The organism is Pseudoalteromonas rubra (assembly GCF_000238295.3).
GTDB classification, from domain to species: Bacteria; Pseudomonadota; Gammaproteobacteria; order Enterobacterales; family Alteromonadaceae; genus Pseudoalteromonas; species Pseudoalteromonas rubra.
Genome location: NZ_AHCD03000044.1, coordinates 566,000 through 587,669, shown reverse-complemented (window position 1 = coordinate 587,669; position 21,670 = coordinate 566,000). Strand labels below are relative to the sequence as shown.

The 21,670-nt window shown below is 47.2% G+C and carries 21 protein-coding genes; 10 read left to right on the top strand and 11 right to left on the bottom strand.

All coding sequences use genetic code 11. The features are described 5' to 3' along the window. Positions 1-235 precede the first annotated feature (235 nt). Positions 236-2,245 carry an alpha-amylase gene (locus PRUB_RS23440; protein ID WP_010380206.1) on the bottom strand — a complete coding sequence of 670 codons (2,010 nt, stop codon included), beginning with the start codon at positions 2,243-2,245 and terminating at the stop codon, positions 236-238. Positions 2,246-2,605: 360 nt separating this feature from the next. On the opposite strand from PRUB_RS23440, the gene PRUB_RS23435 reads away from it, so the two are divergent. The 6 genes from PRUB_RS23435 (at position 2,606) to PRUB_RS23410 (ending at position 7,296) form a co-directional block, all read left to right on the top strand. Beyond that, on the top strand, positions 2,606-3,037 hold the full coding sequence (locus tag PRUB_RS23435; protein ID WP_040644738.1) for a helix-turn-helix domain-containing protein: 432 nt from the start codon (positions 2,606-2,608) through the stop codon (positions 3,035-3,037). Positions 3,038-3,198: 161 nt separating this feature from the next. Next, positions 3,199-4,308 (top strand): DUF418 domain-containing protein, encoded by a 1,110-nt coding sequence (locus PRUB_RS23430; protein WP_010380203.1) that lies wholly within the window; start codon positions 3,199-3,201, stop codon positions 4,306-4,308. Positions 4,309-4,689: 381 nt separating this feature from the next. Beyond that, positions 4,690-5,142, top strand: a complete 453-nt coding sequence (gene bufA2 / locus PRUB_RS23425) for a BufA2 family periplasmic bufferin-type metallophore (protein WP_010380202.1) — start codon at positions 4,690-4,692, stop codon at positions 5,140-5,142. Positions 5,143-5,223: 81 nt separating this feature from the next. Continuing rightward, positions 5,224-6,060, top strand: coding sequence for an MNIO family bufferin maturase (gene bufB / locus PRUB_RS23420; protein WP_010380200.1), 837 nt, complete (start codon positions 5,224-5,226; stop codon positions 6,058-6,060). Next, entirely contained in the window at positions 6,053-6,862 is an 810-nt protein-coding gene (locus tag PRUB_RS23415) for an HvfC/BufC family peptide modification chaperone (RefSeq protein WP_010380198.1), read from the top strand. The genes bufB and PRUB_RS23415 overlap by 8 nt, the downstream gene beginning before the upstream one ends. Before the next feature lie 8 nt (positions 6,863-6,870). Then, positions 6,871-7,296: a hypothetical protein gene (locus tag PRUB_RS23410; protein WP_010380197.1), complete on the top strand. Its 426-nt coding sequence runs from the start codon at positions 6,871-6,873 to the stop codon at positions 7,294-7,296. On the opposite strand, the gene PRUB_RS23405 is transcribed toward PRUB_RS23410, so the two are convergent. From PRUB_RS23405 to PRUB_RS23385, 5 genes are all read right to left on the bottom strand, one after another. After that, positions 7,280-8,599, bottom strand: a complete 1,320-nt coding sequence (locus tag PRUB_RS23405; RefSeq protein WP_010380194.1) for a sensor histidine kinase — start codon at positions 8,597-8,599, stop codon at positions 7,280-7,282. The genes PRUB_RS23410 and PRUB_RS23405 overlap by 17 nt on opposite strands. Beyond that, complete coding sequence (locus tag PRUB_RS23400; protein ID WP_010380193.1) at positions 8,589-9,287, bottom strand: response regulator; 699 nt, start codon at positions 9,285-9,287, stop codon at positions 8,589-8,591. Before PRUB_RS23400 ends, PRUB_RS23405 begins: the two co-directional genes overlap by 11 nt. After that, the gene (locus PRUB_RS23395) at positions 9,288-9,641 is read right to left on the bottom strand and encodes a hypothetical protein (RefSeq protein ID WP_010380192.1); all 354 of its coding nucleotides are present in this window, start codon (positions 9,639-9,641) and stop codon (positions 9,288-9,290) included. Continuing rightward, positions 9,631-12,273, bottom strand: coding sequence for a reprolysin-like metallopeptidase (locus PRUB_RS23390; protein ID WP_010380190.1), 2,643 nt, complete (start codon positions 12,271-12,273; stop codon positions 9,631-9,633). The genes PRUB_RS23395 and PRUB_RS23390 overlap by 11 nt, the downstream gene beginning before the upstream one ends. A gap of 201 nt (positions 12,274-12,474) precedes the next feature. Beyond that, positions 12,475-13,248, bottom strand: a complete 774-nt coding sequence (locus tag PRUB_RS23385) for a hypothetical protein (RefSeq protein ID WP_010380188.1) — start codon at positions 13,246-13,248, stop codon at positions 12,475-12,477. A 158-nt stretch (positions 13,249-13,406) separates the two neighbouring features. On the opposite strand from PRUB_RS23385, the gene PRUB_RS23380 reads away from it, so the two are divergent. The 3 genes from PRUB_RS23380 to PRUB_RS23370 all read left to right on the top strand — a co-directional run bounded on the left by PRUB_RS23380 (position 13,407) and on the right by PRUB_RS23370 (position 15,611). Then, positions 13,407-14,531, top strand: a complete 1,125-nt coding sequence (locus tag PRUB_RS23380) for a sensor histidine kinase (RefSeq protein WP_010380186.1) — start codon at positions 13,407-13,409, stop codon at positions 14,529-14,531. Next, positions 14,524-15,159 (top strand): response regulator, encoded by a 636-nt coding sequence (locus PRUB_RS23375; protein ID WP_010380185.1) that lies wholly within the window; start codon positions 14,524-14,526, stop codon positions 15,157-15,159. Before PRUB_RS23380 ends, PRUB_RS23375 begins: the two co-directional genes overlap by 8 nt. 155 nt (positions 15,160-15,314) lie before the next feature. Further along, complete coding sequence (locus PRUB_RS23370; RefSeq protein WP_010380183.1) at positions 15,315-15,611, top strand: hypothetical protein; 297 nt, start codon at positions 15,315-15,317, stop codon at positions 15,609-15,611. 44 nt (positions 15,612-15,655) lie between these two features. Here the strand turns inward: PRUB_RS23370 and PRUB_RS23365 are convergent, their stop codons facing one another. Together PRUB_RS23365 and PRUB_RS23360 are read right to left on the bottom strand one after the other, a co-directional pair. Then, positions 15,656-17,137 (bottom strand): hypothetical protein, encoded by a 1,482-nt coding sequence (locus PRUB_RS23365; RefSeq protein WP_010380181.1) that lies wholly within the window; start codon positions 17,135-17,137, stop codon positions 15,656-15,658. Positions 17,138-17,272: 135 nt separating this feature from the next. Then, positions 17,273-18,070: a substrate-binding periplasmic protein gene (locus tag PRUB_RS23360; RefSeq protein ID WP_242065374.1), complete on the bottom strand. Its 798-nt coding sequence runs from the start codon at positions 18,068-18,070 to the stop codon at positions 17,273-17,275. A gap of 124 nt (positions 18,071-18,194) precedes the next feature. On the opposite strand from PRUB_RS23360, the gene PRUB_RS23355 reads away from it, so the two are divergent. Further along, positions 18,195-19,076, top strand: coding sequence for a tetratricopeptide repeat protein (locus tag PRUB_RS23355; RefSeq protein ID WP_010380177.1), 882 nt, complete (start codon positions 18,195-18,197; stop codon positions 19,074-19,076). Between the two features lie 67 nt (positions 19,077-19,143). Here the strand turns inward: PRUB_RS23355 and PRUB_RS23350 are convergent, their stop codons facing one another. From PRUB_RS23350 to PRUB_RS23340, 3 genes are all read right to left on the bottom strand, one after another. Then, entirely contained in the window at positions 19,144-19,602 is a 459-nt protein-coding gene (locus tag PRUB_RS23350; protein ID WP_010380174.1) for a nuclear transport factor 2 family protein, read from the bottom strand. Positions 19,603-19,731: 129 nt separating this feature from the next. After that, a complete protein-coding gene (locus tag PRUB_RS23345) occupies positions 19,732-20,472 on the bottom strand; it encodes a ferredoxin--NADP reductase (RefSeq protein ID WP_010380172.1) in 741 nt (246 codons plus the stop codon). 91 nt (positions 20,473-20,563) lie between these two features. Further along, positions 20,564-21,553: a tetratricopeptide repeat protein gene (locus PRUB_RS23340; RefSeq protein ID WP_155946275.1), complete on the bottom strand. Its 990-nt coding sequence runs from the start codon at positions 21,551-21,553 to the stop codon at positions 20,564-20,566. Positions 21,554-21,670 lie beyond the last annotated feature (117 nt).

The window sequence follows — 21,670 nt, the reverse complement described above, 5'->3', positions numbered from 1 at the left end:
TTGACATCCCATTCAGCTCAGCTGATGTAGCCTATCCATAGTCAAAGTTATGTAAAAAATGAAATCTAAGAGGGCGACAAGCCTGATAGCTGCATGAGTCTGGCTCTATCTGCCGATAACTCTCAACACTGTGCCCTATCAGCTCGTAATTTAAAAACCAGAACGAGTAAATGGCGGCGTTCATCAGGGAGTATGGCCACCGCCAGGTGTGCTTACCGGTTTGTCGGTTTAAAGGTTAGAACGCGCTGTAACTCGCTGTTGATTGGTTGAATTCAAACACCGAGATCTGGCCACAGCGCGCAAAATGGTTATTGCTGCTGTAGGGCGTGTTAGCCTGACTAATATCACCTTCCCAGCCCTGGCCGTTTTTAACAAAGGCTTTAATTTCAAACCAGCCATTGTGGGTCTGGCCGCAATCCATATCAACATCCAGCATCCAGTAGTGCGCGCCCCACTGATTCAGCGGTGTTTCACCATAACCATGGCTTTCGACCGTTGCTTTGGCTCCCCATTCGGCAGGCCACAAGTTAGTTGTCCAGTCCAGTGCGCTCCCTTGAGCACCTGCACTTTGGCCTGATTCTGCACCATGCCAGTCCAGATAGTTGTCACCCTGTTTCCAGCCTTGTGTGGTTGGGTTTTTCAGGTTGTTGTGACGAACGGGCATCGCACATTGCATTGGATCCTGGTCACAGTTGCGGCCCAGGGAGGCTGCGAAGGTATGATCCAACCCGCCACGAACAAACAGATCCTGACCAGCGGCCGTTTCGGCTTTGATAAACACGACTGTTCTTTGCCAGTCCCCTACCGGCTCGTCCGGTGCGTTACCCACTTTGCTATTATGATGGATCGCCACTGCACTCATGGCGTTAACACTGATATTCGCCAAACCATTTTGCGATACCGTAATTTGATTACCCAGACACCCATTACCTGAGGCATTTTTTCCGCCACTGAGTACATCACAGTACACGCCTTCAGTAAGACCGGTTTGTAGTGTTTGATTGAGCGACCCTCCTTCACGGTTAATCGCGACAAAGCCTTCATCGCCGCGTGAGAACGCAATCTGATTATTGCCGTTATCCCACCAGTTATTTACCGTCCAGTGGCCTGTAGTGTTGTTTCTAAACTCCATAGCACCTGCAATCATGCTGCGGCGATGCTCACACTGCCACTCATTGGCAAAGCAGTTTAATGTGTTGCCCTGGTGCACCACACTGCCCGGCGGTCCGGCATCTCCATCATGGTTAAAGTCATAACTCGACATCACTTTAGGATAGCCATATGGATAGGCCAGCATAAAGACATTGGCCAGGTCATACAGCGCACCGTCTTCATAGGTCACCACATTGCCTGCTCCACCATGACCTCGCTGGTTATCGTGATTATCAACAAACACCACAGCGAGATAGCTGGGCATCATGTCCCAGGCTTCACCAAAACTGCTCAGCCAGGCCAGTTTGCCGGACTTAAAGGTATCACCCAGCTTGGTGCTGTACTTAAATTCAGTGACTAGCCCATTTGCAAAATACTCATCTGCGCGTACTGCCTGCCCGCCCTGATCAATCACCTCCTGAAATACCAAAGGGTCGCCATTCACCTTGCCCATGATGGCGGCAATATCGGACGACGCCATGTGTTTACTGGCATCCAGTCTGAATCCAGCCACCCCAATGCCAACTAGGTCATTCAAATAGCCAGCCAGTGTATTCTGGACATATGAAGCTGACGTGTTGAGATCAGCAAGGCCAACCAATTCACAGTTTTGTACCCGCCAGGCGTTATTGCCATAATCGGCGTCGTTTATTGCACATGTTTCATGAAAATCCTGTGGGCTGTATATTGGATAGTGCTTGTCGCCGAATGTACTGCCAGCTACGCCCGTGCCACTGCCGTGCGCCATATGGTTAATTACAGCGTCTACATAAATATCAACGCCTGCGGCCTTACATCGTGTCACCATATCAATAAACTGGGCTCGGTTACCGCTGCGACTTTCTAGCTGGTAACTAACGGGTTGATAGCGTGTCCACCAGGGCGCGCCGGTGATATGTTCACTGGGTGGCGAAACCTGTACGGCGGCATAACCTTTTGGGCCCAGAAAGGTTTCACATTCGGTCGCAATGTCCTGCCAGGACCATTCGAATAAATGAACAAAGGTTGTGGGGGTGGCCAGTGCCTGAGCAGACATGCCCAACCCCGCGGCGATGAGTGCTGTGTTCAGCACTTTGAGTGACTGTTTAATCATTGTATGTTCTCTGTTGTTGTCATAACGGTAATGTTTACATCACGGTAACAATATAGAGAGATCCGATTAAACGTCTATTGAATACGTATGCAATAAAACGCGCCTGCACTTGCCGTGCAAAAACGGATCAAAAAGCGCTCTGACAATCCTGTTGACTCATCATTTCAGTCCAAGAAACGTACTGTAAATCCGGCCTTCAACACACTTGAAAAGACGCCATTTTATACCTTGCAGAAATATAAGATGTCACTTAACCAGTTGAAAATTATACTTTGTCACAAAAAAGTCGGTGCAAATCGCTTGCTTGTACTGAAGCTTCTGGATAACACTTTTCGACATCACTTTGCAGCGAGTAACGCTATGATCCTAAAACAACTCAGATTAAGCAAGCACCTGACTCAGGCCCAACTGGCTACGATGTCCGGGTTAAATATCCGCACAATTCAACGGATAGAGCAGGGGCACACTCCAAGCCTGGAATCTCTAAAATGCCTTGCTGCTGCACTGGACACTGACATCAACACGTTACAACAGGAGTCATTTATGACCAATAAACATGCGTCTCCAGGACCGCTGTGGCTGCGGGTTTGGTTTTTTCTCGGAACATTTCAAAGTCAGCCTGACAGGCCATTGCTCATCAGGCTTGAGCGTATCCTGCACGGTGTTGGCTTACTTTTTTGCTTGCTGGGACTCATAAGCGAGGCGGCCCTTGTTGGTGGTTTGCTTTTGCTCATCAATGGATATTTCATCAGCTATTGCAAATATATGGGGGACAAGTTTGCTATCTGGTGATGACAAGAGATCCGAACCATCAGCTAACAGGTTGCATTCTTATTTAAGGCAGGTGCAAATAGGCTGTACCTGTCTCTGTTACAACTTTATACATTTATTTACGGAATATTCCGCCCGCTCAACTTAACTTAAACACACTAGATATCCTCAAAGGAACAACGATGAGCGCGCGGATCCATGGTATTGACCTTGCCAGAGCATTGGCAATTTTTGGTATGGTGATCGTTAACTTTAAACTCGTTATGGGTGCGACAACCGGCAGCCCGCTGCTGTTGTCATTGAGTGGGTTATTGGAAGGGCGAGCTGCTGCGCTGTTTGTTGTCCTGGCGGGCGCCGGGTTGACGTTAACCGCTCGCAAGATGCAAAATCATGACCTGCTGCATCGAAAACAAATGCAAAATAAAGTGGTTATGCGTGGCATCCTGCTACTTTGCCTGGGGTTAATTTATTTACCTGTCTGGCCGGCAGATATTCTGCACTTTTACGGCTGTTACTTTATTCTGGCCTCCTGGCTATTATTTGCCTCTCACCGTACGCTCCTCACACTCTGCGCGGTGGTTGTATCCACTTTTCCTGCGCTGTTACTGATCATTGATTATTCCAAAGGCTGGCATTGGGAAACACTCACCTACCTGGATTTATGGACGCTCGATGGCCTGGTTAGGCGCATCTTTTACAACGGTTTTCACCCCGTTTTTCCCTGGTTTGCATTTCTGCTATTTGGTATGTGGCTGGGCCGCCAACCTTTGCACAATATCGCCACGCAAAAAAAACTGTTTGTTAGCGCGCTTGTTACATTAATCGCGGTTGAGAGCACGTTTTACTTGTTGCGCTCACATGCTGTCGAGTCCGGAATGCAAGATCAAGATATCAGATTCTTACTGAGCACCGGACCTATCCCACCTCTGCCGCAGTACCTGGTGTGTGCCACCGCAACTGCTGTGCTTATCTTAATAAGCTGCATCAAACTGGCCCAGCGCTTTGCGCATACAACCATACTTAAAACCCTGGAGAAAACAGGAAAGTTATCACTTACTTTTTATATAACCCATGTCATTATTGGCATGGGCATCTTAGAATCGCTCAATATGCTAGGTAACCAGTCTATTGAGCTGGCACTGCTTAGTAGCCTGACTTTTTGTCTGTCAGCATGTTGTTTCGCTACCCTATGGAGTCGAAAATTCACTCAGGGACCGATGGAATGGCTGTTCAGATATCTCATTGATCGGGCTGAAGCCTATTCAGGCCATTTTATTCCTACCCGAAAGTAATACGGTCGACAATTTTTCTGAACGATTAAGAAATACAATTCAGCTTTGCCTGTGGCGCTTCCTAAAATAAGGCTAAACCTCTGATAAATAATCTTTGTTTTAACAATTAGACGTATTTCTCTCACCCCTATCCAGGCTCAAACACTGACGACCAGATACTTGTATTTTCTGTGCTTGGAGAAAAAATTTTCGACTACACTGAAATGAATTTCACTTGGCACAGGTCTTGTCGTTACAGCAGCATGTTCAGGTAGCTAAACACTACCAATAAGTACGGGCATGAACATGCTGCTGAACTACCTGTTAAATAAAAGAGAGTTGTTATTTTGGGTCAGGTAACCGCCACGCTCAGTTTGGCACACACTCAATGAGGAAGATAATATGAAAGCACTAACGGGGGCCGCGATGGCGGTCATGGTTGCAGGCCTGGTAGGCTGTAACGCAACAGACAACACGTCATCTAATACAGCAAATACCAGTGGTGCGAGTACCGATCTGGTTCACTGCTATGATGTTAACATTTGTGGTGGCCACAATGATTGTAAAACAGCAAGTAATGCCTGTTCAGGACAAGCCAGCTGTAAAGGTACAGGCTTTGTTGCTATGCCAACTAAAGCGTGTGCAGATGTGGGCGGTAAAGTAAAAGATGAGTGGGTCGGTTCAGTAGCCAAATCTGACCTGGTAAAGTGCAATGACGTCAATATTTGCGGTGGCCACAATGACTGTAAAACCGCTAATAATGCCTGTGGTGGCCATGCGTCCTGTAAAGGAACTGGGTTTGTAAAAATGCCAGCCAAAGCATGCCAGGACATAGGTGGCAAAGTCGACAGCTAACAAACTAGCCTTGTGTCAGCAGGTTGACACCTAACATGCCAGCCTGCTGATCCTAACCTCTTGCTTTAAACGGAAGACACATTGAACGCTATACCGCCCTATCTGGGATTTGGCCTGGGACTCAGAACCTGCTATTTCGAAGACATTATCCAAACTCAGCCGGATGTTGACTGGTTCGAGATCATCTCTGAAAACTACTTCGTCGATGGCGGAAAGCCCTGGCATTACCTCGATCAGATAAAAGAGCGCTACCCGATTGCAATGCATGGTGTGTCTATGTCAATTGGCAGCACATCCGCAACAAATTTCGAATACCTTGAGCAACTTAAGCGCACCATTCAACGCGTTAACCCAGTATGGATTTCTGATCACTTGTGTTTTTCGTCCCTTGGGGAATTCAACAGCCATGATTTACTGCCACTGCCGTATACCGAAGAAGCCCTGACGCATTTGTGCGAACGTCTACACATTATTCAGGATTACCTGGAACGTCCGGTTATCCTCGAGAATGTTTCCAGCTACCTCACCTACCATCAATCTCAGATGACAGAGTGGGACTTTTTATCGGCCCTGCATCAGCAATCGGGCTGCCAGTTTTTGCTCGATATCAATAACGTCTATGTCAGTGCCAGAAATCATGGCTTCGACGCCATGGATTACCTAAACGCGATCCCTCAGCAAGCGGTTGCACAGATACATCTGGCCGGACACAGCGACTTTGGCAGTCATATTATCGATACACATGATCAACCTGTATGCGACGCCGTATGGCAATTATTTCAGCGCTACACGCAATCAAGGCCGCCAGTCAATACCATGATCGAACGAGACGATAATTTTCCCCCTTTCGAAACCCTGATGGCAGAATTACACCAGGCCAGAGAGCTTGCTCCGCTCAGCTGGAGGCCCAATGGCTAAGTTAGCCCAACTGCAGCAAGCCTTTGTTGCAATGCTCAATGGCGCGGAATCAGATTTACTCAATCAGATTGCACCCCAACCTGGCTTAACCGTTCAGGACAGAGCTTCAATCTATCAAAATGCCTATCGTATTCGCCTGACCAAGGTACTGGAACAGGACCACGAAATGCTCGGCCTTTACTTAGGCGACGACTTATTTGATAACATGGTGAATGGATTTCTTGCTCACTATCCATCAACTGATCCATCTTTGCGGCACTTTGGTGACAGGCTCCCGAAGTTTCTCGCAGATCACCCCCCTTTTTCTGACCATGGGATACTGAGCGAAATGGCCCAATTTGAGCGCCTCTTGTTGCAAGCTTTTGATGCACCGGATGCACCCCGCCTGACCTTACAGGCACTGCAGCAGATCCCAGCTAATTTGTGGCCCAATGTGGTTTTTACGCTACACCCAAGTGTGCGATTACTAGCATGTCAGTTTTCCACAGTTGAGAGCTGGCAGGCACTGAAGCAAACGACCCCACCACCACAGCCTGAGCTTGCAGCCAAACACTATTGGCTGATTGTTCGCGAGCCCGATTTACGCACCGCATTTCATCCGCTCTCTCAAAGTGATTATATATGCCTGACTACCCTGAAAGAGGGCCTGCCCTTTAGCTTCGTCTGCGAAGCCGCAGCCAGCTTGCACCAGGATACTGAAGCTGGCACACAAGCCGTTATGCAACTGCTGCAAAAAGCACTTAACGCCAATTGGCTTAGCCAGTATCAGCTTCCAGATCCCATCCAGGATCCCTCTGAATAAGGCGCCTTATGAAGCTCAGTGAAAAAGTTCGTCTGTACCAGCTAAGTCTGATAGCCAGTATGTTGTTTGCGTTTGTGGGTTTTGCTTACAATGCCTGGCGACTGGAGGTCTCTGAACAAAACAACAATATACGCACAGCCTGTTTCGAAATGCTCAGAGAACTGGCACAGCTTGAACAGCTTATCTACATCGCCCATTACGATCAGGACAAAACACAGGGCAGCCCGAGAAAAGGCTGGGTAAGTGTAGGTTTAATCAATGATTTCAGTTATCTGACCAATAGTGAACTGCAACACAGTGCCACCACACTCAGGGCAACCTGGTCAGATAACTGGCAAAATATTTACGCCAACACCCAGGCTGTTGATTTGGTTGTCAAAGACATTGACACCGTCCGCGCTGACATCAAAAAATTACTTAATGAACTGGAATAGCCGTACTATCCGTGCTTACGCGTTTTGGCAGTCTGATCTCAAAACACGCTCCGCCCAGATCTGTGCTTTCTTCACTCACACGCACCGTGCCATGATGCTTACTGACGATTGACTGGACAATCGCCAACCCCAGTCCACAGCCACCGGAATCCCGCGAGCGGCTCGGATCAAGCCGGGTAAATGGCTCAAAAATACGTGCCTGTTTTCCCGGCGGAATACCTATTCCATCGTCGATAACACGAACCACCAGCTCACCGGGTAGCTCCCTGAGCTCAACGCGTACCCTATTCCTGGCAAAACGACCTGCGTTTCGCAATAAATTGGTGAACAGTCGTTTTACCAGTGCTTCATCGCCTTGCCAATGTGTGTCTTGCGCATCCAGCTTAAAGTCAACCTGAGGATAAAAAGGGGCAACCTTATCCAGAGTCTCCTGCAATACAGAGCCCATTTGCAACACAATCTGTTTTGGTTTGACTGAGTTGTCTTTCACTCTGGCGTAATACAGTAACTCACTAACCAGGCCTTCCAGATCCTGTAAAGATTGATTCAGGCTGGTATGGAGCGCCGCTCGCTCCCCTTCTTCTGCATCTTCCAGCATATCCAATGCAAACTGCATCCTGGCCATGGGACTGCGAAATTCATGCGCCACACCATGTAACAGATCTCGCTGCAAGGTGATCCTCGCCTCTCCTTCATTCAGTTGCGCGTCGACTAACTGCGAGAGCTGTTGCAAACTGCTATTCAAATCCTGAGGCTGGCTCAGCGCAACGGGCATTTGAGCGAGTCGTTCCGCCAGCACATTGCGCTCTTTCATATTCAAATACCAGAAAACGAGCAACAAAAGCAGATTGAGACAGGCCGACATCAGCCAGTCAAACCAATCAACCAGGTAGTAATAGACATCCTGATCAACCAAAGGACCAATTTCGAGTACCTCATGGTCGTTGAGTACAAAATACAGTGTAGCATTTAAGTAATCGGCCAGCGCTTGCTGTTCTTTAAGTTCAGCAAATTCGCTCAGCTGCGACTGTGAGTAAAAGTCGGCATTGCGCCGCACCACCAGTGCCTGAGTATCGTACCGTGCTTCAAGACGCATCTGCAGTTCAGATAATGAGCGCTGTGCAGGCTGGGCCAGTTCAATTTGCACTCTGGCCCCAACCTCATCTAAAAACTGGTTTTGCGTTTCAATATATCGGGTTTCAATCTCAACGAGTAAGGTGTGCCGTACTGTCAGAGCCAACACACTATTGAGCACAATGGCCAGGGCGATAAATGCGCTCAGCCGCAAAACGTTAACTTGCAATCAGGTATCCTTTATTTCTTATTGTTTTAATAATTTTAGGTTCTTTTGGGTCATCCCCCAGTTTCTTGCGCAGCCTGGAGATACGCAGGTCAATTGAGCGATCCATACCATCAAAATCAAGTTTAAAAATTGTGCGATACAATTCGTCCCGCGACAATATTCGGCCCGCAGAATTAGCCAGCAACCATAATAGCTCGAATTCTGCACTGGACAGCAAGACTTCTTTATCACCACATGTTGCCTTGCGTTTTGCCAAGTCAATACAGATTTCACCGTCATTGATTGTTCGCACTGTCTGGCTGGTTTGTGTCACAAGCATGTTGTGGCGCCTTAATTGTGCCCGAATATGCGCCAATAAGACCCGAGGTTTAACGGGCTTACACAAATAGTCGTCGGCACCCACTTCCAACCCGGTTACTTCATCTATATCGTCTACCAATGCCGTCAGCATAATAATAGGCCCGGTAAAACGACCCCGGATCTGTCGGCAAATACTCAGGCCATCTTGACCCGGTAACATTAGATCCAGCACCAGCAGATCTGGTGCGTATTCATCAACGCGCGCAACAGCGCCATTTCCCTGCTCATAACAAGCGACATCATATCCGTTTTTTTGCAGAAATTGAGACATCAGCTGCGTGAGTTCTCGATCGTCATCTATCAATAGTATTTTTTGTTGTGTCGTCATTTACAGCCTGTTTAAACACGCATCATATATTTTAAGGTTATACGCTTTTGCGTACTGATAAGCTTCTGCCCGTGCAGCTTTATCAGCTTCACTGCGCAAAGTATCTCCGGTACCCGGCATCGCTTTAACACCACAGCGGGCTTCAAGTGTTTTAAATTCAAATTGCTCAAAGCCTGGCACCACAGGCCGCCGGCCCGTGGTGTAATACAACCTGAAGTCTTGCTTGTCCATCGCCTTAGAAAGTGCTTGCTGAAGCTTTCCATTTGGCGCCGTTTCTTGCTTATTCATCCCCTGGCACCCCACTGCCAACCCTGCACTGAGCAAAACGCTCAGTGCAGTTAGTTTACCTTTCATATTTTTTTACTCCTAACCGAATGAAAGCCCCAACCATCAACAACCAGAGCACCATAAACAATGTGCCCCCTGAACCACCATCATCCAGAGATTGAGTCGGGGGTTGTGGGTCCGGCTGTGGATCGGGTTGAGGGTCTGGCTCTGGTTCTGGCTCAACAGGTGCTGCTTCAACGGTTACCGCAACGCTACCAGATGCTGAGCCTCCGTTACCGTCACTTATGGTATAACCTATGGTGTCAGCACCAGAAAAGCCAGTGCCTGCAGTATAGAGCAAACCATTTGACGCAATCGTGACTGTACCGCTTCCCTGATAGTCCACAGCAGAGATACTCAGCGCATCACCATCAACATCCGTGTCATTGCTCAATACAGTCAATAATACTTGCTCTGCCTGAAACTCCACACTAGCACTGTCGTTTTCCACGACGGGTGCATCATTAACCGCAGTAACCGTTACCTCTACGTTAAATCGTTCACTGTTTTGATTGTCCTTTGTTGCGAATGCCGCGACATTCAGCGTGCCATTATAGTTTTCATTCGGGATCACTGTCAGATCTGTATAGGTATAGTTATCACCGGGCAACAGAGTGATTACATCAACCGCCAGCCCCAGCTCAAAATTAAGATCTTCTTTTTTAATCTGTACACGATCATCTTCCGCAACAGAAATCGGATTTTGAGATTCAAACACAGGCACTATCGGATCTGGCGGGCCATCAGAATTGATTGTAAAGTTGCCGGAATTAATGGCAAAAAAGATATTGTCGGTACAGGCAACTCGAACCCGGGCAGCATTGGTACTAATTGCAGAAGTGATGAGCACCTCCTGCTCTCCATCGTTATCGACCCCATTTGCCAGCGATGTACCAAAAGTCACACCTGCATCGGTAGACAGGCTAATGGTTACTCTGGAGCATGAAACCGGCGCATTCTGGGTATTTGCAGTGTCCCAGGTCACGGTGTGTGTGTCAGATAACCACTGACTGCTGCTATCAGGCTGGGTTACTGTGAATCCGCTTGACGAACCAACCACGTTGACCTGCATCGTATCGCTGGCAACATGCCCCTGACCATCTCGCACCGCCAAACGGAAGTTCAGCGTACGGCTTGTTGTTGGGTACGCTTCCCCATATGCCACGCTATTTGCAAGAATGTCGATTAATTTAGGAAAGGTTCTGACCGGCTCCATGGTTGGGTTAAAGACCCGAAACAAAGGCCCGGACCCGGAATCAATGGCATCCTGACTTGCACTATCCGAAGCCGACCCCAGGTCGAACTGCTGCCAGCTGTAACTAAGCGTATCAGAATCTGCATCAGTTGCGCTGCCCGTTAAAGTAAAAGGTGTACGGGCGGGTATGGTAAAGTCGCTACCGGCATCAACCACTGGGCTTTGATTGGTCAGATCAGTGCGGGCACCGCAGGTACTGCCACCCCCCTGACGCGTCACCGCAACCATTTGCTCAATGGAGTGTAGGTGAAAAAAGGGATCGGAATTTTGCTGTAAATCTTGTTCACCGCAGATGCCTGTATATCCCATGATTGTCGAGCCACTACCCGGCTCATAAGCAGATAATCCAGAGCGATTCCCCTGACAGGCACCCACCAAACCATTAAAAGTGTGTTCTGCACCGAGCTGGTGACCAATTTCGTGGGCAACATAATCGATATAGAATGCGTCTGTCTCAGGTTCAGGACTGCCGGTCAGGCCAGCCGCTTTTTGGGTGGAGCAAACCACTCCCAGCCCGGCAACACCGCCCCCGGTAGTCACCACCAAATGTCCAATATCGTAATCCGTCTCGCTCATGACGTTTTCTATTGCCTGAGCGATGGTGTCTCCGTCTATGTCCTCATCTGTATTTGTGAATGGATCTGTATCCGCATCCACAAAGATTATTTGATCATTATTGGCAACGAGCTGAAACGTTACCCCAAGGTCCCGCGCATAGACCTGATTAACTCGATTTACCATAGTCACAATGGCAGCCAGGGCAAGTGGACGAGTACCGCCATGATAAGCGGTGTACTCCCCCGTAGCAGCTACCGCAAGGCGGTAGACTATTTGTTCACTAATCTGGCTGGTTTGCATCAGACCGTCAGGGCGATTTGCAGTGGGGTCAGAAATACCAGGAAAACGAATTGGCGGATGGCGTTTGATGCCTTGTGCGTGGTCATGCTGCACTGTTGGATCAAAAACATAACTACGATAATTGTTTAACGCAGGCTGAGGATCAATATAAACAGTTTGCCCTTCGTGTTCAAACATCCCGAAAAATCCTTTCGGTGACAGATCAAAGGTGCCCTGATTATCAGGCGCTCCCACTTCCATGCCTTTAAACGTCCTAATTTGGGGGTATTTGTTTGCCAGTTCAGGTGCCATCACCTGGCTCGGTACAAGACGAAACGTCACAAACTGACCATTTGGCAGCGGCAAAACCATATCTACCGTATTTGCCATCAGGAGTGTTGCTCTAACGGATGCTAAATCCAGCTCCAGGTATTGCTCGGCGTTACCGGGCTTAAAATACTTGTCTTGTTCAAGCACAGTCCAGTGAGTCTGGCCGATTAAGTGGACCGCCAATGCACTTTGGCAAGTTAGAAATAGCATCAGGCATATCAGTGAGAGTTTATTCATAGTTAGCCCCGTCGGATTGTTGTCATTGCGGTCATAATTCAACCATACAACTACAAGCATAGACGGTCAGTAACCATTTGTAGGTGCTTTGTATCAGGATTGATAAATGTACCTAAACCAATTACCTAATTTAGGAGGTACAGGTACAATTATCTATACTTGAGAAAACACTATATTTCGGCACAACGCACAAATAAAGGCTCAGGAAGTCGCAGCTTGACGGGCCAAGTTGTTCTTTTCGACAACCCGATACCGTTGCTGATATTTGCGTTTGGCAACGATAAGCCCAAGGGTCCCTAGTGCCGAAGGTGCCAGCCACGCCAGTAACATTGCCTGTTCTCCCAATACCTCAATCAGTAAGTAACGGCCTCCAACGGCGCTAAATGCTGTGTAAACACCAATACCCGAGCCAATCATTGCGCTGAGGTGTTCAATAATCCATTGGCGCGGCTTTACTGTCTGAGCAAAGGTATAGCGGATCATTTTTATTGCCACAATCATACTGATAATACTGAAAGCCAGATATAAAACCTGACCGCTTTGAGCGCCCAGGTAAGCAACGTATAACGCGCTGGCACACAGAGCAAAATAGTTGAAAAGCATATCCGGGCGTTTTACTGTCAGGCGTGATGCCTTATCCTTAAGCACGCGCATGCCATGCATCACCGACGCCAGGACCAAAAAGGACAGCATGAGTAAAAAGCTGGCTCGCTCTCGCGCTGAATTTATAAAGTCAGCCTGATTAGGTGCCTGAAGATAGGCTTCCGGATAAACAGAGATAGGGTCAGTCAAAACCAGTGCGCAGCATAAAATACCTGTTAAAGAGACAATTTGCATGCTGTAAGCATACGCTTTACCCGACAGATTGTGTATCTTCCCCCCTTTTTTAGTCAGGATTGGTGCCCAGAATAAGAGTAATGCACAGCTACCCACTATGATGTGAATGACCAAAGAAAACTGATGAAGGTATTGCATAATTGTTAGCTCCTTAGTTGATGTCCATCCAGCTTAAGGAAAAGCAATTCCACCTACACGTCACTATTGTCACTAAAAATCAATGACATTCGTCATACTTCTTTTCTGGTTGTGATCTGATATAAATACACAACATCAATAATAACTATGATTTTACTGTGCAGCGTTACTTTCAATATCAACCTTCTATGCTTGCAACCGCACTCGTGACCTGGTGCGCGGTTGCTGTACCAAGCCTGCATGCCTTATCGCAGGCTCCATTCTGGACCTGGTTGCCACATCTAACCTTACTGCCCTTGATTTTGCTGGCCACCAATGAGTCTCAGCACAGTTATGGTTATACAGTCAGATACTGGCTACTGGCGATAATGGCTTTGCTGATCCACAGCTCCGGCTTTTTACTGCCGTCATCGGTATACCTTATTTACAGCGTAATGCTCATCGCCATTTTGACATTCTATTTGTCACCTGTGCAGTCATACTGCTACATGCTATTCGCCAGCATTGCCTACCTGCTAGTCCAAAAGCTTTACTGGCAACACCCATGGCCCTGGGTAGAAGCTGTGTTATTTGCCTCATTTCATTTATTTTCCTATGTGGTAAGCCATCGCATGCAGCAAGAGCGAACAGCCAAAGAACAGGCGCAACTGGCCAACAGTCAATTGCTGGCCACCCAGTCGTTACTCGGGCAATCCGTTTCAAGACAGGAGCGGTTATTACTGGCAAGGGAGCTACATGATGATGTGGGTCATCAGCTAACCAGTTTGATCGTTAACCTCGACGTTGCCAGAAGAACCGCACAGGAACCACTTAAATCTCAACTACAACAAAGCTACACCCTTGCCAGGGAAACATTGGAAAAAATCCGTACACTCGTCAGTGATAAGCGCACCGAGCAGTCACTTGACCTCGAAGCGGTGCTCACCGAATTGATCCATCACGTACCGCGAGTCCATGTTTCATTACAGTTTAACGCTCACCCCGTTTTACAAAGCTTAAGCCATGCCCATTGTATCCTGCGAGTTTGCCAGGAATGTATCACCAATACCCTGAAACATAGTAACGCCACACAGGTCAACATTGAGTTTGGGCCATCAACCAACGATGCGTTTCAGATGCAAATTTACGATAATGGTGCAGCGGTGCCACTCAGTGAACCAGGCAATGGTTTGCGGGGTCTGCAGGAACGAGTTACTGAGCTTGGGGGGCAATTTGATTGGCAAAACTCTCCAAAAGGCTTTATCGTGCTAGTTCAGTTTAAGGAAACACACCATCATGAGTAAAATCAAGGTCCACTTGGTCGATGATCAAGCTTTAGTCAGGCAGGGTATGCAGGCACTGCTCGCGCTTTGTGAAAGCATTGAATGTAATAGCAGTTCAGCAAATGGGCTGGAATTTATGAAGCAGTACAAAGCAGGTCTCATTGATACTGACGTCATTTTGCTGGACATGCGTATGCCTGAACTCGATGGGATTGGCGTACTGGAGCAGCTCAATAGCATGGAAGGAACGCCCAAAGTTTTGATCCTGACGACTTTCGACGATACCACAAAGCTACAACAGGCCCTGCAACTGGGTGCCAATGGCTGCATGCTTAAGGACGTCGAGTTAGAAGAACTGGAAGCAGCAATTCAGGCTGTACACGAGGGGCAGCTGGTTATCCAACGTGCTTTGAGTAACGTATTTAAACAAGCAGAATCGGTATTGGATGAGCTTACAGACAGGGAAAAACAAATTCTTGTACTCATCGCGCGTGGCCTATCAAACAAAGAAATTGCAGGCCAGCTGTTTAAAGCGGAAGGTACTATTCGCAATCACGTTTCCAATCTGCTTAGCAAGCTTCAGGTCAGAGATCGCACGCAAGCGACATTAAAAGCAGTAGAATTAGGTCTGGTAAGCCAAAGCAGCTAAATCCAGAAATGAGCAAAATGTGAGATATAACCTACCCAATTGGTAAGAGAAATAGGTTAAAGCTGTAATTTACTTATTTTAGGAACAATTCGCTTGCAAGTTTAGATCCCAAACTCTAAAGTACAGTCTGGTTTTATTATTGCATTGGACGCACTATGACTTACTTAATCAGATGGATCGCTGGCATTGCCCTGCTTACACTGGCATTGCTAACACTGTTTAAAGGACAATGGTTAAATTCTGGCTTATTGGCCACTTTGGGTATACTGACTTTCCCACGTCGCACTATCAAACAGTTAGATGACACCGCAGGTTATGGTCAACAACTGTACCAAAAGCACCTGGTGGCTGACTCTAATGAGCGCTCTACTGCCATGCCTTATCTGGTGGTGTGTATTTCGGTGATACTGGTCGTCGTGTTATATCAGCTTCTGTCAGGTTCGGCTGCATAAAGCCAGCGCACTGGCTGACTTTATGCAATGAACACTACGAAGCCCTACTTAAGCAGATCGGTGCCGTTATGAAACTCCAAAATCATAGTGTCACCGGCTGCGCACGAGCTGCCCTGAGTGTAACGGCATACATTTAAGCTATCCCTTGTCGACTGCTGGATCTCCAGCACTTGTGTCTCCAGCTCACCCTCAAGGTGCAGCTTACCGTCAACCACGGCAAACTTGCCCTGAATATTATTCGGTGCCTCTTTCGCGTAAACATACTCCCAGACCCCTGTTACTGACGGCATCATCATGAAGTAATATAGCGCAGACTCACTCTGTGACTTTAAAGTAAGCGTTGTCTGGCCAAGCCACGAATAATCAAACGCAGCTACGCTTTGATATGGCTTTAAATCGAACTTAACAATTGCCTTACCCATAAAAAAATGAGGGCCCGCATCGACCAGCTCCGAGTCTGTTTGCACCGACACGTAGAGCGCTCCTTCGTCCTGCGCCAGCAGCTTTAATGTAAAAGTACAAGACACATAACAAGTATCATCTGGACAGACGGGGACCGTACCCAGCTGAGGATGAATAATCTTCTGGCGCTCTATTTCACCAGCCTGATTAAATGACCAAACTGCGCTCCCGAAAGCCACATTGGGAATATAAACGTGATCCTCAAAGTAGTCATAGCGAGCTTCGCCACGCAACCAGGTACCCACCGTATTCTCATAGCTGAAATGCGTTTTCTGATCTTTAATCATCAACCCCGTGCGCAACAGCGGCGCTTTACCTGTATGGCTTGTGGCTTTGATCACAACACGTAACCCAACCCCAGCCAGTGACTCTGTGATCCTCAATACAAGTTTCTTTTTAATACCATTTTGCCAGTATTTCAGCACCAGACGATTACCTTTAATACGCCATTTAAAACGACTCACCGCCTTGTCATGATGCACTAACTGGCCACCCCCATTAGCAAAAAAGTTCGCTTCGACAGCACCAAATGCAGGTATATCAAATTCTTCATACAAGATGTAATCAACCCCGGGCAGCACCCAGGTTCCCTCAGTAAGATCAACTCGCCAGTCTTGCATTGACTTAGCTGGTACCAGGGTTCCGGCAAAGTGCTGTGCCTGCGTTTCAACCACTTCCATCGTATCCGTTCGCACTACACGCATGTGCTGTGCAAAGGAAACACCTTCCTCCGACGGAAAAACATGCACCTGGTATATTTCTGAGCGATACTCAACGCCCTGATCTTGATATGCCCAGATAAGTTCCGGTGAGGCCAGATTAACTTGTAATCCATTATCGACTTTACTCCAGCTTATCTCGCTTTCAGTTTGCCGTGCGTATTTTCCCGTGCCATTTTTGGCCAAAACAAGTTCATAGGTGGGACCAGTCGAACTATTATCGTAAAGGAAAAACTTGCCTTTATTAATATCATGCAATTCAGCCAAGCTGGTTGCGACGCTGGAAAAGCTCAAACCAGACAAAATACCTAGTATGACGGGGATTAAGATTCTATATACGTTCACTTCTAACTCCTTGATGTTATTATTTTATGTATGAGCAACACGCACAGTGCTGCCAATTCACTGTGACAGAGTTGAAATGCTTGTTCAAGTTTTAGACAGAAGCATTTGGTGGGTCGTGTGATAACAGACTTATAATTATGGGCCAATATAACGGCGGTTATGATCCGCCAAGGCACGGCGGACCTTATCTATAATTTGACTATCCGTATCAGGATGAAATGCCAGACAAGCCCTCTCACCGGAACGATCTCGCACCTCTAATGCAGACGTCACCAACTCATAAGGCTTTTCAATCAAACGCAGGGCTTCGTAGATGGTAAATTCCGTGGTCATCAGAAAATCTACCCGACCCGCCAGTAGTTTTTTGACCAAAGAACTGGGGTCAGCAGACAGATCCAGGTTAACGCCGCCCTTAAACCCTCTGGCAGTCAGATATTCATGGGTCACACTGCCTCTGACCAAAGCAATAATATAGCGTTTAGCATCGTCCAATGACTCAACTTGTATGTCATTTCGCGTAGCCAGACGAAACAGGTGCTCTTTGACAGGCCTTAACAGAGGACAAGCCCACTCAAACCGAGCCTCACGGTCTGGCGTACGAAAAATAGAATAAATCATAGTGTTAGGTTGAGTTTGGGCAATTTTCATGGCTCTGGTCCAGGGAAACACCAAAATTTCATAGCTGATCCCAGTAGCATCAAGTACTTCCCTCACCTTTTGAGTAGCACGCCCATCAACCTGCCCCTGCTCGTTGGTAAAGTTGTAAGGCACCCACTCTTCAGTGACAACCTGGAGTTGAATAGTCGGTTCTGATTCTGGCACTATGACTGGGCGAGGCTGTGGGTGTGGATGCGCAACTACCGGGCGGCAGGCAAGCATAGCAACAGCCACTAAGGAGCAACACAATAACTTAAAGATAGTGCAATACCTCATGCAATCTACTTAACCTCAACCCTCTTTGTATTGACCAAATAGCCCCCGACCATGCCTGATGGCTTTGCAATTTCTAAACCTCTCATGCACCATGCTAGACTAAACTCTCAAACAGATCACTGCTATGCCAAAAAATATCCTTATTTTCGTCACTTTGCTCTATTGCAGCGCACTCGCGGCAAGTAACGCTCAGCCTGCGCTCATCTTAACCGAACAACAGCAGCAACAAGTACTACAACAGCTGAAAGAGCCAATGTATCGCCCATTAATGGAACGCTATATTTTAGACGAATTAAAATCCTTACGGCAGGATCAACAAAAGCTGCGTGAGGATGTCACTTTACAGCTCACCCACAAGCAGCTTGATGCCGCAGATCGCGCGCTGACCTATACCACGGATACTATCAACAATGTGCTGTTCATCATCACCGCTACAGCCTCACTGCTGGTGTTGGTTGGCTGGAATTCATTACGAGATATCAAAAACAAAGTTGAAGAAACAGTTAATGATAGAGTCGGAAACATCACTGAAGAATATGAACAAAGACTAAGAACGCTGGAAGAGAAACTCAAAGAGCGCTCTGAAGAAATTCTCAACAACCAACGAAAAATCACGATCACAAACGAAATTCACTCATTATGGATGCGAGCAAATCTTGAAAGTGACATGCATGGCAAAATCGAGATGTACGACGAAATCCTGAAACGTCACCCCGATGATGTTGAAGCACTGGTTTACAAAGCCGATGCACTGCTTGAACTGGAACAAACAGGACCTGCAATTAACCTGTGCAATCAGGCGCTCGAAATTGACAGTGACTACGGCTATGCCTATTGGCAACGCGCCTGTGCTTATGCCCTGCTGGATCAATATGCTGATGCGATTGCCGACATAAAAATGGCACTGGCCTATTCGCCAAACCTAAAGAATGAGCTCAATAATGAACCCTCATTTCAAGTTTTGGAGACAAACCCAAGCTTTAAGGAATTGGTTGAGCACTGGTAGAGGCACTCATACGTGCTGAGGCTATGTACCAGACAGCCATTGTGCATAGCCTTAACGATTTACATACTTAACGAAAAAACACGACCTTTTTAATTTTGCCGTTTTCAATTTGATAGCTGGTCACAAATTCCGAGCGTTTATCCACAACACCCGCCTCTTTACTGCAAATCTCTGAAGTTTCATGATCAATCACGATGGAACCATGCGTAATACGCTTAATTGAGGTGGCTTTAAGGCAATGCATTTTCTTAAACATCAGCCCATAACGCTCAATCAATTTTTCTTTTCCCGTAAACATCAAGGTCTGCGGATACATATAAAACTCAACATCTTCGGCATATAACTCTATAAACTTGCGTATGTTTTGCGCGTTATACGCAATAATAAGCTTGTCGACTACAGCTTCTGCCGCCAGTTCCTGCTCTGTCTTTGCTAACTGATAATCGCTGGCCTGTTCATCAAGCGCAGGGTTTGCCAACCCTATAGCTGAGTAAACCAATCCAATCAGTACAATTAGGTACTTCATAAATTACCTTTTCATGGGACTAATTGGCGTGCACGATAGCAAATTCAGTTACCAGAATACAGAATCAGACCAGTCCATCGGGAAGTTTTGCGTTTCTAAGTGTCAATATTCGAGTACATTCCTTTGCGCTTACCAATACTGCTCTACCGTGATATGGCCGGGTTGTGCCCGCCGGTTACGGGCAAATCCCATCGTCTCTAATAATGCCGTCGTGTCTTTCACCATTTGCGGATTACCACACAACATAAACTGACTGTCTGCTGGCAGCTGCTCAAAACCACAATGGCGACACAATTCTGCGCTCTCAAGCAGGTTTGTCACTCTTCCGGACAGCGTATGCGCCGTCTCCTCCCGGCTAACTAATGGCACATATTTGAACTGCTTAAATATTTTCTCGGTATCCAGTAGCATGTCCTGATAGCACAAATCCTGCGCATAGCGCACGCCGTTAACCAGGACAACCCGATCAAAGCGTTTCCACAACTTACCATCACTCAGCATAGACAAAAACGGGCCTATCGCCGTGCCTGTGCTCAGCATCCACAGTACACTCGCATCCGGTACTTCATCCAGTGTGAAAAACCCACTAGGCTTGCCTGCCACTAAAATATCATCGCCTATGTCCAGGGCCGCCAGCGGCGCTGATAATTGTCCATCCGGAACTTCAATTAAAAAGAACTCAAGTAAAGGGTCCTGAGGTGCGTTCACAAAAGAGTATGCGCGCGATACTTTTTTGTCCTCTACGGGTAATGCCAGTTTGGTAAACTGGCCAGCGGTGAAAGGGTCAATATCAGCCGCAACTTTGATACTAAACAAGCTGGGCGTCCACCACAGCTTTTCAACCACTTTGCCATTCACCCAGTTCGCCATACTTGCTCCCGATAGTTTTCTTATACCTGCACCTTAAATCTGGCATAAAGTGAGGTAAAAACAAATTTTTATATGAATCAAGCTCGCAACACTACATCCCTTTACACCAGCGCTTAGCCAGCGCACCCGAAAGCAGAGGTTGCTCAATGTTATTTCGAGCTGGCCTTGCCACGGCCGCATTTAGATTAAAACGCGCAGATAACAACATAACAAACTCGATATAGTCCGCCGCAATTGCCTCTATATCCTGCAGTTGCTGTCGTTGTGACTGATTCAGATTATTAGCAGAACTATATGACCGGAAGGTGTCGAGCCATTGCATAAACCTCCCTCCTTGCTCTGTCAGCATGTCGACATCCAGAGTGCTCAAAGCCCGCAGCTGGTCATATGCTTGCGTATCATTTTTGGCCAGCGCAACGACCAACATGTTTGCCACTACGGCCTGCGCATTGCGCTTATCTCCAACAGCCAGGTAATGTTCACGCGCTTGCTGGTACGCGTACTGCGCTTCATCATAGCGTTTGAGCTGTAAAGCTGTATTGCCCTTGGCGACATGTAATCCGGCCAGGATAATACTCGGTAAGTACTTTTCCTCAATTCCCTGAAGGAGACGAAACCCAATCGCGGGCTGATCGGCATTGCGATGTACTATCGCAATATTGATTTTTATAAGCGCTCTTTCATCGTGGCTGTTGGCGTATGTTAACGCGCAACGATAGTGTTCCAGTGCGTCTTCAGGTTGCCCGACCTTACGATAAGCAACGCCTATGTTATTTATAACATTAAGCTCTTTGCCCGCAACATGAGGAGATAATCGTCCCGACTGAAGTATTTGAGCGACCTCTTCAACGAGTTTCCAGTCCTGTACCCTGGTTGCAGCCATCAACAAGTAGCGATATGCCAATGCCGCATCGGCGCAGGTTGCGCGCTGAAAACTATCCTGATTACTTAAATACGTTTGTACAGCTTGCTGAGGCTGATTAAATGCCTGTGATTTCAGTAACTCTATTGGCACATTACAGGATGCTGTTGTTGATAGGGTCATTCCCCAGGAAAGCAACATAGTCGGAAGAGCTATCATTTCTGACCTTAATATAAAACTGCATACCCTGAGTATATAGCTTACTGACAAGATTAAACGCCAACTTACATACATTTATTTCAGTTCGGCGATTACTGAGAAGAAATTAAATAACAA